This window comes from Massilia niastensis DSM 21313 (genome assembly GCF_000382345.1).
GTDB lineage: Bacteria > Pseudomonadota > Gammaproteobacteria > Burkholderiales > Burkholderiaceae_D > Telluria > Telluria niastensis.
Map to the genome: position 1 here is coordinate 1 of NZ_KB908135.1, position 14,054 is coordinate 14,054.

Consider the following 14,054-nt stretch of genomic DNA (forward strand, 5'->3'; position numbering starts at 1 on the left):
GTGCGGCTGGCAGGAATCGAACCCACGACCCCTTGGTTCGTAGCCAAGTACTCTATCCAGCTGAGCTACAGCCGCCCGATGCACGCATTATAGCGGCAGAGAGGCATATTGGCAAATCCCCCATTGGCTTTTCGGCATTCCGGCGTCGAATGCCATGAAAAACCATGCGCCGGCGAAACTTTCTCAGGCGGGCGCCGGCGCGGCGCGCGAGGTCCCGATCACCTTGCCGGCCTCTTCGTAGAATGCCTCGACCAGTTGCGCATGCGGCGAGTACAGCGGCGTCAGCAAGCCCATGCGGCGCACCGGGGCCGGGCGCGGCAGGGCCAGGCGCACCAGGCCCATGCGGTCCATCCATTCCGCCGCCCAGTCCGGCACCAGCGACACGCCCAGGCCTTGCGCCACCAGGGTCGCGATGGCCATCAGGCCGTCGATTTCCAGTCTTTCGTTCGGGCGCAGGTTGTGCTGGCGCAGGTAGCGGTCCGCCAGCCGTCCTCCCCAGACGGTGCGGTCGTAGCGGATGAAGGGTTCGCTGCCGATGAGCTCGAGCGGATCGCGCGCCGCCATCTCCAGCGGCGCCAGCACGATCAGCGGTTCGTCCACCAGCGGTCGCCATTCATGGCTCTTGGGAATGATGAACTGCGGCTCGACGATGATGGCGGCGTCCAGCTCGCCCTTGAGCACCCTGGGATAGAGCAGGCTGGAGGTGCCCGGTTCGATGAAGACCTTGAGCTTCGGATGGCTGCTGTAGAAGCTGCGCAGGACCGGCGGCAGGAAGCCGGTCAGGACCGAGGCCGACACGCCCAGCCTGAATTCCCCGATGGCGGTCTCGTCGTTCGCGATGGCGCGCATGTCGCGCACTTCGCGCAGGACATGGCGGGCCCGCTCCAGGATCTTCAGCCCGGCCTGGGTCGGCTTGACGCGCCGGCCGGCGCGCTGCACCAGCGGCGTGCCCAGTTCGTCTTCCAGCGCACGCACGCGCGCCGCGATCGCCGCCGCGGTCAGGTTCAGGCGCCGCGCCGCTTCGGCGATCGACCCGCACTCGACCACGGTGACGAAACTCTGTACATACTGTGTATCCATGCCTGGCGTGCGCTTCGCGGGCGCCGGTCGCGCCCGCGAAGCGGCCATCGACGCCGCTTGAGCGCTTCTCTGTTTATCCCCGGCGATGATAACGCGTATTGCCGCGAACGGCGGGGCGGGATGCCGCGGCGGCGGCTCCCGCCCGGCTGCTTCCTAGTCCGGCCGCACCCCGGCGGCGCGCACGACGGTGCTCCACTTCGGCACCTCGGCCTTCATGAAGGCCGCGAACTGGTCGGCATTGGTGCCCAGTACCGTCAGGCCCTGCTGGGCGAACTTGGAACGCACTTCCGGGCTCTTGAGCGCCAGGTCGACCTCGCTGTTGATCCTGCCGATCACCGGTTTCGGCGTGTTCTTCGGTGCGAACAATCCATACCAGGTCAGCACCTCGAAGTTGGGAAAGCCCGATTCCGCCACCGTCGGCACCTCGGGCAGGCTGGGCGAGCGCGCCAGGCTGGAGATGGCGATGGTCTTGAGCTTGCCGGACTTGATGAAGCCGGCGACCACCGGCAGGTTGGCGAACATGAGCGGCACCACGCCCGACACGACATCGGTCAGCGCCGACGATTCGCCCTTGTAGGGCACGTGCGTGAGCTTGACCCCGCCCCGCATGTTGAACAGTTCGCCGGCGATATGCTGCGGCCCGCCGCTGCCCGACGAGGCATAGTTGGCGACCTTCCCGCTGCGCGCCAGCTCCACCAGTTCCTTGACGGTACTGGCGGGCACGGAAGGGTGGACGACCAGCACCAGCGGCATCGACACCAGCTGGGTGACCGGGGTGAAGTCCTTGATCGGGTCGAAGGGCAGCCTGGGGTACATGCTGGGCGCGATCACCATGGTCGATTGCGACGCCAGCATCATCGAGTAGCCGTCGGCGCCGGACTGCGCCACGTTGGCGGCGGCGATGGTGCCGGTCGCGCCGGGCTTGTTCTCGATCATCACCGGCTGGCCCATCTGCGTCGACAGCTGGTTGCCGATCTGGCGCGCCACGATGTCGGCGCCGCCGCCGGGCGCGAAGCCGACCACGATGCGGATCGGCTTGTTCGGATAGTCGCTCGCCTGCGCCGGCAGCGCGAGGCAGGCGGCCGCCGCGAGGGCGGCGAGCGGGACGGGCATGCAGGCGCGTCGCACCCGGGTCGTGAGAGTGGATGGCATGGTGATCTCCTTGATGTGGTTTTTATAGGGGGGCGGGGCGCCGCTTGCGCTCCGCCGATGGCGGGCCGCCGGCGGTCAGCTGACCACGCCGATATTCCAGGGCACGAACTCATGATCGCCCAGGCCGAGTTCCTCGCTCCTGGACCGGCTGCCGGATGCCACTTCCAGCATGCGCTCGAAAATCTTCTGCCCCATCTCCTGGACGGTCGCGGTGCCATCCAGGATCTCGCCGCAATTGATGTCCATGTCTTCCGTCAGTTTCAGGTACATCGGCGTATTGGTCGCGAGCTTGATCGAGGGCGTGGGCTTGGCCCCGAACATGGAGCCGCGTCCGGTGGTGAAGCAGATCAGGTTGGCCCCGCCCGCGATCTGGCCGGTCGCCGAGACGGGATCGAAGCCCGGCGTATCCATGAAGACGAAGCCGGGCTGGGTGACCGGTTCGGCATAGCGGTACACCTCCATCAATCCGGTCGTGCCGCCCTTCATCGAGGAGCCGAGCGATTTCTCGAAGATGTTCGCCAGGCCGCCCATCTGGTTGCCGGGACTGACCTTGCCGTTGATCTGGACATCGCGTCCCGGGGAGTACTCGTCCTTCCACCAGCGGATGCGCTCGATCAGCTTCTCCCCGACTTCCCGGCTGCATGCGCGGCGGGTCAGGGTATGTTCGACACCGTAGATCTCCGGCGTCTCGGAAAGGATGGCGGTGCCGCCGTGGCGCACCAGGATATCCACGGCCGCGCCGAGCGCGGGATTGGCGGTGATCGACGAGAAGCCGTCGGAGCCGCCGCACTGCAGTCCGACCTTCAGGTGGCTGGCCGGCACCGGCTGGCGGCGCACCCGGTTCGCCTCGGGCAGCAGGCCCCTGACCGCCTCGACCCCCGCCGCGATGGTCTTGCGGGTGCCGCCGGTCTCCTGCATGACGAAGGTGTGGAGGCGATGGTTCGCTTCCAGTCCCTGGTCCTTCAGCAGCGCCGCGAGCTGGTTGCGCTCGCATCCCAGGCCGACGATGAGCACCGCGGCAAAGTTGGCATGCGTCGCATAGCCGCCGAGCGTGCGGCGCAGGAGGTCCATCGGCTCGCCCGACATCTCCATGCCGCAGCCCAGGCCATGGCTCAGGGCGACCACGCCGTCCACATGCGGATAGTCGGCCAGGCGCTCGGGCGTGAACCACTCCGCGATGCGGTGCACCACGGTGGCGGAACAATTCACCGTCGACAGGATGCCGATGTAGTTCCGGGTGCCCACCTGGCCGTTGGCGCGGACGATGCCGTCGAAGCTGGCCCGCTGCTGCGGCGGCAGCAGCGCGGCGGGAACGTAGTGCTGGCCGTGCGCGTAGTCGCGGTCGAACTCCCGGAATTCGGTGTTGTGGGAGTGGACGTAGGTCCCGGCGGGAATGTCGGCCGCCGCGAAGCCGATGCAGACGTTGTACTTCAGTATGGGCTCGCCGGCCCTGATGTCGCGGGCGGCGATCTTGTGGCCGGCCGGGACCTGGCTGCGCGAGACGAAGCGTTCGGACGGCACCTCGGCGCCGATGCCGACGTTGACGCGTGCGACAACGACGTTGTCCGAAGGGTGCAGGCGAATGATGGGGCCTGTGACTTGCTTCTCGTTGGTGGCAATCATGGAGCGCTCTGTGAAGGTGAAGGTGGACACGGTATCGAGCTTCCATCTTTCCATTAATGAAAGGTGAAAACAATCTTCTTTTACTATCTTCAAACGCAGTTTATTTTTTCTTCCCGGGGGCGGGCGGGGGGGGCGGCGTCAAGACACCGGCGCTAGCTCGTGCACTTCAAAAACATAATAGTTTTATCTTTTGAAGACGGCACGGCACCGTTTTTTAGTGGCAATGATTCATCAATAATCGTCCGACTCCCTCACATTGGAGAGCACGATGAACACTTCCACCAGGCTGCGCGGCGTCTTTTCGCCGGTGATCACCCCGTTTGCCGCCGACCTGGCGCCCGACCCGAAGCGCATGGTGCGCCATTGCCGCTGGCTGTTGAGCCAGGGCGTCGGCCTGGCGGCCTTCGGCACCAATTCGGAAGCCAATTCGCTGTCCACGCCGGAAAAGATCGGCCTGCTCGACGCGCTGGCCGAGGCCGGCATCCCGGGCGAGCGCATGATGCCCGGAACCGGCTGCTGCGCATTGAGCGATACGGTCGAACTGACCCGCGCGGCCGTGCGGCGCGGCGCCGGCGGCGTCCTGATGCTGCCGCCGTTCTACTACAAGGGCGTCTCCGACGACGGCCTGTTCGCCAGCTACAGCGAAGTGATCCAGCGCGTGGGCGACGCGCGCCTGCGCATCTACCTGTACCACATTCCGCAAGTCTCGAACGTGCCGATCGGCTTCGACCTGATCGATCGCCTGCTGAAGGCCTACCCGGGCGCGATCGCCGGCATCAAGGACAGCTCGGGCGACTGGAACAACACCCGGGGCATGCTGGAACGCTTCCAGCCGCAGGGTTTCGACGTGTTCGCCGGCAGCGAGAGCTTCCTGCTGGCCAACCTGCGCGCCGGCGGCGCGGGCTGCATCACCGCCACCGGCAATGTCAATCCGGGGCCGATCGTCCGCCTGTTCGAGACCTGGCAGGGGGCCGACGCGGACCGGCAGCAGGAGGCGCTGGATGCGGTGCGCGCCAGCTTCGCCAGCTTCCCGATGATTCCGGCGCTGAAGGCCGCGGTCGCACACTGGGCGGACGACGAGGCCTGCGCCCTGGTGCGCCCGCCGCTGGTCAGGCTCGACGCGCAGCAGCGAAGCGCGCTGCTGGCCGGCCTGGAAGCGCTGGATTTTTCGATGCCGGGACTCTAACAAGCCACTTTACGAACAAGGACGCCATGCACGATTTACTACAGATCGGGACCTTCCCGACCCAGGCCCAGGCCCTGATCGACCAGGAATTCCGCTGCCACACGCTGGAGCAGCTGGAAGCCGACGGCGCGCTGCGCGCACGCGTGCGCGCCATCGTCACGCGCGGTAACTACGCCGTGCCGCGCAGCGTCATCGAGCGCCTGCCGCGCCTCGGCGCGATCGCATCGATGGGGGTGGGGATCGACCTGATCGACCTGGCCGCCGCGCGCGAACACGGCGTCCTGGTCGCCAACACGCCGGACGTACTCAACGATGCGGTGGCCGAACTCTGCATCGGCCTGCTGTTTGCGCTGCTGCGGCGCCTGCCCGAGGCCGACCGCTTCGTGCGCGCCGGCGGGTGGCAGCAGGGCGTCTTCCCGCTCACCACGACGCTCGCCGGCAAGCGCGTCGGCATCGTCGGCCTTGGCCGGATCGGCAAGGATATCGCGCGCAGGCTCGAACCCTTCGGGGTATCCATCGCCTATCACGGGCGCAGCGACCAGCACCTGCACTGGACCTACCAGCCCGACCTGCGCGAGCTGGCGCGCGATGCCGACGTGCTGATCCTGATAGCGCCCGGCGGCGAAGGGACGCGCAGGCTGGTCGACGCTTCCGTGCTGGATGCGCTCGGACCCCGGGGTTTCCTGGTCAATGTGGCGCGTGGCTCGGTGGTCGACGAGGCGGCCTTGCTGGCGGCGTTGGAAGGGCGCCGGATCGCCGGCGCCGCGCTCGACGTGTTCGAGAACGAGCCGGGGATCGACGAGCGCTTCCTCGCGCTCGACAACGTCGTGCTCACCCCGCACGTCGGCAGCGCCACCGTCGAAACCCGTTCGGCCATGGCGCGCCTGACCGTGGACAACCTGCGCCGCTTCTTCGAGGACGGCACGGTGCTGACGCCTGTTCCCGCAGCGGTCCGCACCCAGGGCAGGGCCGCCGGCCCGGCGGCTGCCTAGCTAGCCGCTTCCCCGGGCCTGAGCAGCTCGATCGCCTCGCGCGCGAATGCGCGCGCCAGGGCCAGGTGCGGGGTATGGCGCGCCATCACCAGGCCGACGCGCCTGACCGGCGCGCGGTCTGGCAGCGGAATGCGCAGCACCGACAAGCCGCTCAGCCAGATCGACGACCAGTCCGGCACCAGCGACACGCCCAGCCCCTTGTCGACCAGCGCCGCGATCGCCAGCAGGCCGTCGATTTCCAGGCGCTGGCGCGGATGAATGCCGCAATCGCGCAGGTAGCGGTCCGCCAGCTGCCCGCCCAGCACCGAGCGGTCGTAGCGGATGAAGGGTTCTTCCCGCAGCAGGGCATGCGCATCCCGCCCGGTGCAGCCTTGCGGGGCGATCACGACCAGCGGCTCTTCCACCAGTACCCGCCATTCGCAGGTCTTGGGCAGCGCCGCCTGCGGCTCGACGACGATGGCGATGTCGAGTTCTCCGGCTGCCACCTTGCGGCAAAGCCCGATGGAGGCGCCCGGATCGACGAAGATCTTCACATGCGGATAGCGCGCATAGACGCGCTGCAGCACCGGCGGCAGCATGCTGTTCATCGCCGAATGAAACACGCCCAGGCGCAGTTCCCCGACCTGGGTGTCGCCATCCTGCACCACCGCGCGCATGTCGCGCGCCGCCCTCAGCACCACCTGGGCGCTGGCCGCCATCTTCAGCCCCGCCGCCGTCGGCCGCACGCAGCGGCCGGAGCGCTGGATCAGCGTGGCGCCCAGTTCTTCCTCCAGCGACCGGATCCGGGCCGCCACCGCGGCCGGCGTCAGGTCCAGCCGCCGCGCCGCCTCGACGATCGATCCGCACTCGAGCACCTCGACGAAGCTCTGTATGTAGCGCATGTCCATGACGGGTCTCTCCGGGCAGGTTGATCGGCATTCTGACTCAGCATAATAGTTTTATCTTTTGAAGATGGAAACAAGTACTTTGTTTTGCTTTCCCGGCAGCCAATACTGTGTTCCTCACCACCGATTATCAATGTGCTTGGCTACTCGAGGACCACATGGCAGATTCAGACAAGAAAGACGAACAGGCGGCCGGCCTGCGCAAGGGCCTGACCAGCTACGGCGACAGCGGATTTTCGCTGTTCCTGCGCAAGGCCTTCATCAAGGGCGCCGGCTATACCGACAATGCGCTGGACCGCCCGGTGATCGGCATCGCGAATACCGGCAGCGCCTACAACCCCTGCCACGGCAACATGCCGCAGCTGATCGAGGCGGTGAAGCGCGGCATCATGCTGGCCGGCGGCCTGCCCATGGACTTCCCGACGATCTCGATCCACGAGAGCTTCGCCTCGCCGACCTCCATGTACCTGCGCAACCTGATGTCGATGGACACCGAGGAAATGATCCGCGCCCAGCCGATGGATGCCGTGGTGCTGATCGGCGGCTGCGACAAGACCGTGCCGGCGCAGCTGATGGGCGCGGCCTCGGCCGGCATTCCCGCCATCCAGCTGGTGACCGGCTCCATGCTGACCGGGTCGCACCGGGGCGAGCGGGTCGGCGCCTGCACCGACTGTCGCCGCTACTGGGGCAAATACCGCGCCGACGAAATCGACGGCGAGGAAATCGCCGACGTCAACAACCAGCTGGTCGCCAGCGTCGGGACCTGTTCGGTGATGGGGACCGCCAGCACCATGGCCTGCGTGACGGAAGCGCTGGGCATGATGGTGCCGGGCGGCGCATCGCCGCCGGCGGTGACCGCCGACCGCATCCGCGTGGCCGAGCGCACCGGCGCGGAAGCAGTGGCGCTGGCCAGGAAGGGCATCACGCCCGATCAGATCATGACCGGCAAGGCCTTCGAGAATGCCCTGCGGGTGCTGCTGGCGATCGGCGGCTCCACCAATGGCATCATCCACCTGACCGCGATGGCGGGGCGCCTGGGCATCGACATCGACCTCGAGCGCCTCGACGCCATGGGGCGCGAGACGCCGGTGCTGATCGACCTGAAGCCATCCGGCCAGTACTACATGGAAGACCTGCACAAGGCCGGCGGGGTGCATGCCCTGCTGCGCGAACTGAAGCCCCTGCTGCACCTCGATACCCTCACCGTCACCGGCCGCACGCTCGGCGAGGAGCTGGAGGCGGCGGGGCCGGGCTTCCCGCAGAACGTGGTCCGTCCGTTCTCGCAGCCGATCTATCCGCAGGGCGGCATCGCGGTCTTGCGCGGCAACCTGGCGCCGGGCGGCGCGATCATCAAGCAATCGGCCGCGAATCCGGAACTGATGGAGCACGAGGGCCGCGCGGTGGTGTTCGAGAACATCGAAGACCTGGTCGAACGGATCGACGACGAGGCGCTCGACGTCCATCCCGGGGATGTGCTGGTGCTCAAGCATATCGGCCCGCTTGGGGCCAGCATGCCGGAAGCGGGCTATATCCCGATCCCGAAGAAGCTGGCGCGCGCCGGCGTGAAGGACATGGTCCGCATCTCGGACGGCCGCATGAGCGGTACCGCGGCCGGCACCATCGTCCTGCATGTGACGCCGGAGTCGGCGGTCGGCGGCCCGCTGGCCTATGTGAAGAACGGCGACCGCATCCGGCTGAGCGTCAGGAACCGCGAGATCAGCGTGCTGGTGCCGGAGGCGGAGCTGGAGCAGCGGCGCCAGGCCAATCCGGTCGTGCCGCCGAGCGCCGAGCGCGGCTACAGGAAGCTGTTCCTCAAGTGCGTCACGCAGGCGGACCAGGGCGTCGATTTCGATTTCCTGCGCGCCGTCGACACCAAGGACCGGATTCCGCGCTAGCGCGGCCGGTCGACGCTGCAGCCCCGAACCAGACGAACGAGAAGATTCGTGACCGACCGCCCGGGCAACCGGGCATTCACCATCACCAGGAGACCTCATGCCAATTTCTTCCATCGGCCGCCTCATCGGCGGTCTTACCATGGCCGCCGGCCTGTCTTTCGCGATGGCCGGCCCCGCGCAGGCCGCCTATCCCGACCGGCCGGTCAGGCTGGTCGTGCCTTATCCGCCGGGCGGCGCCACCGACATCATCGGCCGCGTCCTCGCGCAAAAGCTGACCGATGCACTCGGACAGCAGGTGATCGTCGATAACCGCGGCGGCGCCGGCGGGAATATCGGCGCGGCCGCGGTGGCCAAGTCCGCGCCCGACGGCTACACGCTGCTGATGGCCGCGGTGACCTCGCATTCCATCATGCAGACCCTGGAGCGCAAGACCATCACCTACAACCTGGAAAAGGACTTCGCGCCGATCACCATGGCGGGCTCGGTACCGCTGGTATTCGTGGTCCATCCGTCGGTGCCGGCCAGGAACATCAAGGAGCTGATCACCTACGCCAGGTCGAAACCGGGCGAACTGACCTATGCCTCGTCGGGTCCGGGCGCTCCGCAGCGCATGGCCGCCGAGCTGTTCCAGCGCATCGCCGGCGTGAAGATCCTGCACGTGCCGTACAAGGGCAGCGGTCCGGCCATGAACGACCTGGTCGGCGGACAGGTGCTGACCATGGTGGAAACCGTGCCGGCCGCGCAAGCCTTCGTCAAGGCGGGCAAGCTGCGCGCGCTCGCGGTCACCACGGCACAGCGCATCCCGATGCTGCCGGACGTGCCGACCGCGAACGAGCAGGGCCTCGACGGGTTCGCGGTCAGCTCGATGTTCGGCGTGCTGGCGCCGGCCAATACGCCGAAACCGATCGTCGAGCGCCTGAATGCGGAACTGGTGAAGATCCTGCAGCAGCCGGACGTGAAGGAAAAGATGCTGCAGCAGGGGACGTTTGCGATCTCGAGCACGCCGCAGGAGACCGCCGACCGCATCAGGCAGGAAATCTCGATGTGGGCGAAGGTGATCGACGAACAGAAGATCACGGTGGACTAAAGCATCCCGTCTCCGGGACCGCGCCAACGAAAAAAGGGACCAGATTCTTCAATCTGGTCCCTCGTATCTTCTGGTGCGGCTGGCAGGAATCGAACCCACGACCCCTTGGTTCGTAGCCAAGTACTCTATCCAGCTGAGCTACAGCCGCCCGATGCACGCATTATAGCAGCCGTAAAATATTTCCGGAAGTCTCAATTTATTTCTCCGTGCTCAGCAGTCTGGTAGATTAGGCGGACAGGGAACTACCACGGCTTGGATAATAATGATGTTGGGATTCACCAGGGCCGCCGGCGCCGGCCTGCAGCGCTTCTCGCGCCTCGCGCTCTGTTGCGTGCTCTGCGTCTTCGCGTTCGACGCCGGCGCCATGCAGCGCAGCCTGCGCTTCGAACGGCTCTCGATCGAGCAGGGCCTGTCGCAGCAGTCGGGCCTGAGCATCCTGCAGGACCGCCAGGGCTTCATCTGGTTCGGCACCCAGGCGGGACTGAACCGCTTCGACGGCTACCGGATGACGGTATACCGCAACGATCCCAACGATCCGGACAGCATTCCCGACAATTATGTCGCGGCGTCCTACGAGGACGGGCAGGGGCGGCTCTGGTTCGGCACCAAGGGCGGCCTGGCGCGCTTCGACCCGGCCAGCGGCAAGTTCGTGCGCCATGCGCCGGCCGATGCCGGCGCCAGGGGCGGCGTGAACCGGGCGGTGCAGGCGATCATTCCCGGCGCCGGGGGCACGCTGTGGGTGGCCACCAGCGACGGCCTGCTGCATTTCGACCCCGCCAGCGGGCGCTTCCGCGCCTTCCGCCACGACCCCGACGAACCTGCCAGCCTGCGCGACAACCGCATCAATGCGCTGGCCACCGACAGCCATGGCGGGCTGTGGGTCGGCACCGCGTCCGGGCTGGACCGGCTGGCGCCGGACGGCGGGCGCTTCGAGCACTTCGGCGTCGGACCGGCGCATGACGCCGCGCGCAACACGGTGCTGTCGCTCTCGATGGGCCCGCGCGAGACGCTCTGGATCGGCACCGCCTCCGGCCTGGAAGCCTGGCGCCTCGGCGACGGTGCGCCGCAACGCCAGCATCTCGGCCGGGCGGCCGGCATGAGCGACAGCCGGATCCTGCGCCTGTACCACGACAGTGGCGCCAACCTGTGGGTCGGGACCGATACCGAAGGCCTGAAGTGGCGCGACCCGGCCAGCGGCCGCTTCGTCCAGTACCGGCATGCGCCGAGCGACCAGCACAGCCTGTCGGACAACCAGGTCCCGGCGGTGCTGGTGGACCGCACCGGGACCCTGTGGGTCGGCACCTTCTACGGAGGCATCAACCGCACCGACCTGGCCAGCGGCGGCTTCGGCCGCTATGGCGAAAGCGAGGGACTGGGACGCGCCAAGGTGCGCGCGATGGTCGACGACGGCGCGGGACGCCTGTGGATCGGCACCACCGGCAACGGCCTGCTGCGGCTCGACCTGGCGAGCGGGCGCGCCGAACCGGTGCGCGACGTCCTGGCGGGCGAAGTGGTGACCTCGCTGGCGCGCGCCCGCGGCCGGCTGTGGATCGGCACGCCCACCGGGCTGGTATGGCGCGCCGCCGGCGGCCGCGCCGGGCGGGTCGCGCTCGGCCCCGGTCCGGCCGCCAATTACGTGCACGCGATCCATGCGGGCCGCGACGGCACGCTGTGGATCATGACGCGTGGCGGCCTGTCCGCGCTGGCGCCGGATTCGGAAACGACCCGCAGCTGGCGCCACGATCCCGACGATGCCGGCAGCCTGGGCGACAACTACGGCTTCACCGTGCTGGAAGACCGGCAGGGCGCGATCTGGATCGGCACCGAAACGGGCCTGGAGCGCTTCGACCGCGCCAGCGGCCAGTTCACCCATTTCCGCCACGACCCGCGCGACCCGGAGAGCCTGCGCCACAGCCGGGTCTATTCGCTGATGGAGTCGCGGCGCGGCGAGCTGTGGGTCGGGACCGCCGGCGGCCTGCACCGCATGGAAACGGCAGGCGGGCGGCCGCGCTTCCGCTTCTATCCGTTCGCGAAGGGACAGGAATCGCTGCCGATCGGCGCGGTGCTGGAAGACGACGCCGGCATCATCTGGGCCAGCACCACCGCCGGCATCACCCGGGTCGATCCGGCGAGCGGCCAGATCAAGAACTACACCGCCAAGGACGGCCTGATCGACGGCTCGTACTTCGTCGGTTCGGGATGGCGCGGCGCCGACGGCCAGCTGCATTTCGGCGGCATCAACGGCATGACCTCCTTCGTTCCCAGCTCGGTGCGCGACAATCCCTATGCGCCGGTGGTGGTGATCACCGACCTGCTGGTGCTGAACCGCTCGCGCGCGGCGGGCAACCTGGCCGAGCGGCGCGAACTCACCCTGTCGCACCGCGACTCGGTGTTCGCGCTGGAATTCGCGGCGCTGCACTTCGCCGACCCGCAGGGCAACCGCTATGCCTACCAGCTCGAAGGCTTCGACCAGTCCTGGGTCGATACCGATGCGCAGCGCCGCTTCGCGACCTATACCAACCTCGATCCCGGCCGCTACGTGTTCCGGGTACGCGCCAGTAACAAGGACGGCCTGTGGAGCCCGGAAGCCGCGACCCTGGCGATCACCATCACGCCGCCGTTCTGGAAGACCTGGTGGTTCCGCACGCTCGCGGCGGCGCTGGTGCTGGCCCTGTCCTACCTGGCCTACCGGGTGCGGGTGCGGGTGCTGGTGCGCCAGAAGGGCAGGCTGGAACGGGAGGTGGGGGCGCGCACCGCCGAACTGCTGCTGCAGAAGGAGGCGGCCGAGCGCCGCAAGCGCGAAGTCGAGCGCCAGAAGGAAGTGGTGGAAACGGCGCACCGGAATATCGCGCTGCTGTCCGACATCGGCCGCGCGCTGACCGCCAACCTGGACAGCGAGGCCATCATGCGCACCCTGTACGAGCATGTGCAGGCGCTGATGGACGCGCGCGTGTTCGCGGTGGCGCTGCGCCAGCCGGAGCGCGGCGCGCTGGCCTTCCCGTTCGCGATGGTCGATGGCGAGCGCGCGCCGCCGTTCGAGCAGCCGGAGGATGCCGACCGCTACCTCGTCGCCTGGTGCGTGGCGCAGCGGCGCGAACTCCTGGTCGCGGACCTCGCGCGCGAGCTGCCCGGCCTGCTGCCGCAGGTGCGCGATGCGGCCGGCGCCGTGCCGGCCCAGGGTCCGACGCCCTCGCACTCGCTGCTGTGCGTGCCGATCATGGTCGGCGAGCGGGTGGCGGGCGCGGTCACGGTGCAGAGCGCCTTGCCGGCGGCCTACGGGCAGGTCCATCTCGACATGCTGGCCACCCTGGCCGCCTATGTGGGCGTGGCGATCGACAATGCGCAGGCCTACCTCCAGCTGAAGGAAACCCAGGCCCAGCTCGCCGCACGCGAGAAGCTGGCCTCGCTCGGTTCGCTGGTGGCCGGCGTGGCGCACGAATTGAACACGCCGATCGGCAACAGCCTGCTGATGGCCAGCACCCTGCAGGAAAAGACGAATGCGGTCGCCGCGCGCTTCGACGGATCGAACCTGCGGCGCTCCGACCTGGCCGACTACATGGCGTCCTCGCGCGAGGCCTCGGACCTGATCGTGCGCAGCCTGCACAATGCGGCGGAACTGGTGAGCAGCTTCCGCCAGGTCTCGGTCGACCAGGCCAGCGCCCAGCGGCGCCGCTTCGACCTGGCCCAGGCCTGCCAGGAGATCGTGGCCACCCTGATGAACACGGTGCGCCTGGCGGGACATGGCCTGCGGCTCGATATCCCGGCCGGCATCGTGATGGACGGCTTTCCGGGACCGCTGGGGCAGGTGGTGATCAACTTCGTCAACAACGCCATGCTGCACGCCTTCAAGGCGCCCGGCGGGACCATGACCCTGTCGGCGACGGTGGCCGACGGCCAGGTGCGGATCGTGTTCCGCGACGACGGGCGCGGCATCCCGCAGGAGCACCTGGCGCGCATCTTCGATCCCTTCTTCACCACCCGCATGGGGCAGGGCGGCACGGGACTGGGCCTGAACATCGTCTACAATATCGTCACCTCGCTGCTGGGCGGGACGATCCGGGCCGAGAGCGCGCCGGGCCAGGGCAGCGCCTTCGCACTGGAGCTGCCCCTGCGGGCGCCGGACGCGCGCACCGGCGACGCGGCCGCGGCCTGAGG

General features: G+C 68.1%; 9 protein-coding genes and 2 tRNA genes. 5 read left to right on the forward strand and 6 right to left on the reverse strand.

Annotated features, from left to right (window positions below):
- Position 1: 1 nt before the first annotated feature.
- The 4 genes from H162_RS0124615 to H162_RS0124630 all read right to left on the reverse strand — a co-directional run bounded on the left by H162_RS0124615 (position 2) and on the right by H162_RS0124630 (position 3,855).
- Positions 2-75 (reverse strand) — tRNA-Arg (locus H162_RS0124615).
- Between the two features lie 108 nt (positions 76-183).
- Complete coding sequence (locus H162_RS0124620; protein WP_040788136.1) at positions 184-1,080, reverse strand: LysR substrate-binding domain-containing protein; 897 nt, start codon at positions 1,078-1,080, stop codon at positions 184-186.
- A 153-nt stretch (positions 1,081-1,233) separates the two neighbouring features.
- A complete protein-coding gene (locus H162_RS0124625; protein ID WP_026355056.1) occupies positions 1,234-2,232 on the reverse strand; it encodes a Bug family tripartite tricarboxylate transporter substrate binding protein in 999 nt (332 codons plus the stop codon).
- A 75-nt stretch (positions 2,233-2,307) separates the two neighbouring features.
- Positions 2,308-3,855: a UxaA family hydrolase gene (locus H162_RS0124630; protein WP_026355057.1), complete on the reverse strand. Its 1,548-nt coding sequence runs from the start codon at positions 3,853-3,855 to the stop codon at positions 2,308-2,310.
- Positions 3,856-4,123: 268 nt separating this feature from the next.
- On the opposite strand from H162_RS0124630, the gene H162_RS0124635 reads away from it, so the two are divergent.
- Both H162_RS0124635 and H162_RS0124640 read left to right on the forward strand, forming a co-directional pair.
- Entirely contained in the window at positions 4,124-5,041 is a 918-nt protein-coding gene (locus tag H162_RS0124635; RefSeq protein ID WP_020656158.1) for a dihydrodipicolinate synthase family protein, read from the forward strand.
- Positions 5,042-5,067: 26 nt separating this feature from the next.
- Complete coding sequence (locus H162_RS0124640; protein WP_020656159.1) at positions 5,068-6,033, forward strand: 2-hydroxyacid dehydrogenase; 966 nt, start codon at positions 5,068-5,070, stop codon at positions 6,031-6,033.
- Here the strand turns inward: H162_RS0124640 and H162_RS0124645 are convergent.
- Positions 6,030-6,920, reverse strand: a complete 891-nt coding sequence (locus H162_RS0124645; RefSeq protein ID WP_020656160.1) for a LysR family transcriptional regulator — start codon at positions 6,918-6,920, stop codon at positions 6,030-6,032. The genes H162_RS0124640 and H162_RS0124645 overlap by 4 nt on opposite strands.
- A gap of 155 nt (positions 6,921-7,075) precedes the next feature.
- On the opposite strand from H162_RS0124645, the gene H162_RS0124650 reads away from it, so the two are divergent.
- Together H162_RS0124650 and H162_RS0124655 are read left to right on the forward strand one after the other, a co-directional pair.
- Positions 7,076-8,812, forward strand: coding sequence for an IlvD/Edd family dehydratase (locus tag H162_RS0124650; protein WP_020656161.1), 1,737 nt, complete (start codon positions 7,076-7,078; stop codon positions 8,810-8,812).
- Between the two features lie 97 nt (positions 8,813-8,909).
- Positions 8,910-9,899 (forward strand): Bug family tripartite tricarboxylate transporter substrate binding protein, encoded by a 990-nt coding sequence (locus tag H162_RS0124655; RefSeq protein ID WP_020656162.1) that lies wholly within the window; start codon positions 8,910-8,912, stop codon positions 9,897-9,899.
- Between the two features lie 71 nt (positions 9,900-9,970).
- Here the strand turns inward: H162_RS0124655 and H162_RS0124660 are convergent.
- Positions 9,971-10,047, reverse strand: a tRNA-Arg gene (locus H162_RS0124660).
- Positions 10,048-10,164: 117 nt separating this feature from the next.
- Here H162_RS0124660 and H162_RS0124665 point away from each other — a divergent pair.
- Positions 10,165-14,052 carry a sensor histidine kinase gene (locus H162_RS0124665; RefSeq protein ID WP_229452248.1) on the forward strand — a complete coding sequence of 1,296 codons (3,888 nt, stop codon included), beginning with the start codon at positions 10,165-10,167 and terminating at the stop codon, positions 14,050-14,052.
- Positions 14,053-14,054: the final 2 nt, after the last annotated feature.

Excerpts from the sequence above, each read along its gene's own strand:
- H162_RS0124620 (WP_040788136.1), bottom strand. The coding sequence starts at position 1,080 with ATGGATACACAGTATGTACAGAGTTTCGTCACCGTGGTCGAGTGCGGG.
- H162_RS0124635 (WP_020656158.1), top strand. The coding sequence starts at position 4,124 with ATGAACACTTCCACCAGGCTGCGCGGCGTCTTTTCGCCGGTGATCACC.
- H162_RS0124650 (WP_020656161.1), top strand. The coding sequence starts at position 7,076 with ATGGCAGATTCAGACAAGAAAGACGAACAGGCGGCCGGCCTGCGCAAG.
- H162_RS0124655 (WP_020656162.1), top strand. The coding sequence starts at position 8,910 with ATGCCAATTTCTTCCATCGGCCGCCTCATCGGCGGTCTTACCATGGCC.
- H162_RS0124625 (WP_026355056.1), bottom strand. The coding sequence starts at position 2,232 with ATGCCATCCACTCTCACGACCCGGGTGCGACGCGCCTGCATGCCCGTC.
- H162_RS0124645 (WP_020656160.1), bottom strand. The coding sequence starts at position 6,920 with ATGGACATGCGCTACATACAGAGCTTCGTCGAGGTGCTCGAGTGCGGA.
- H162_RS0124640 (WP_020656159.1), top strand. The coding sequence starts at position 5,068 with ATGCACGATTTACTACAGATCGGGACCTTCCCGACCCAGGCCCAGGCC.
- H162_RS0124630 (WP_026355057.1), bottom strand. The coding sequence starts at position 3,855 with ATGATTGCCACCAACGAGAAGCAAGTCACAGGCCCCATCATTCGCCTG.
- H162_RS0124665 (WP_229452248.1), top strand. The coding sequence starts at position 10,165 with ATGTTGGGATTCACCAGGGCCGCCGGCGCCGGCCTGCAGCGCTTCTCG.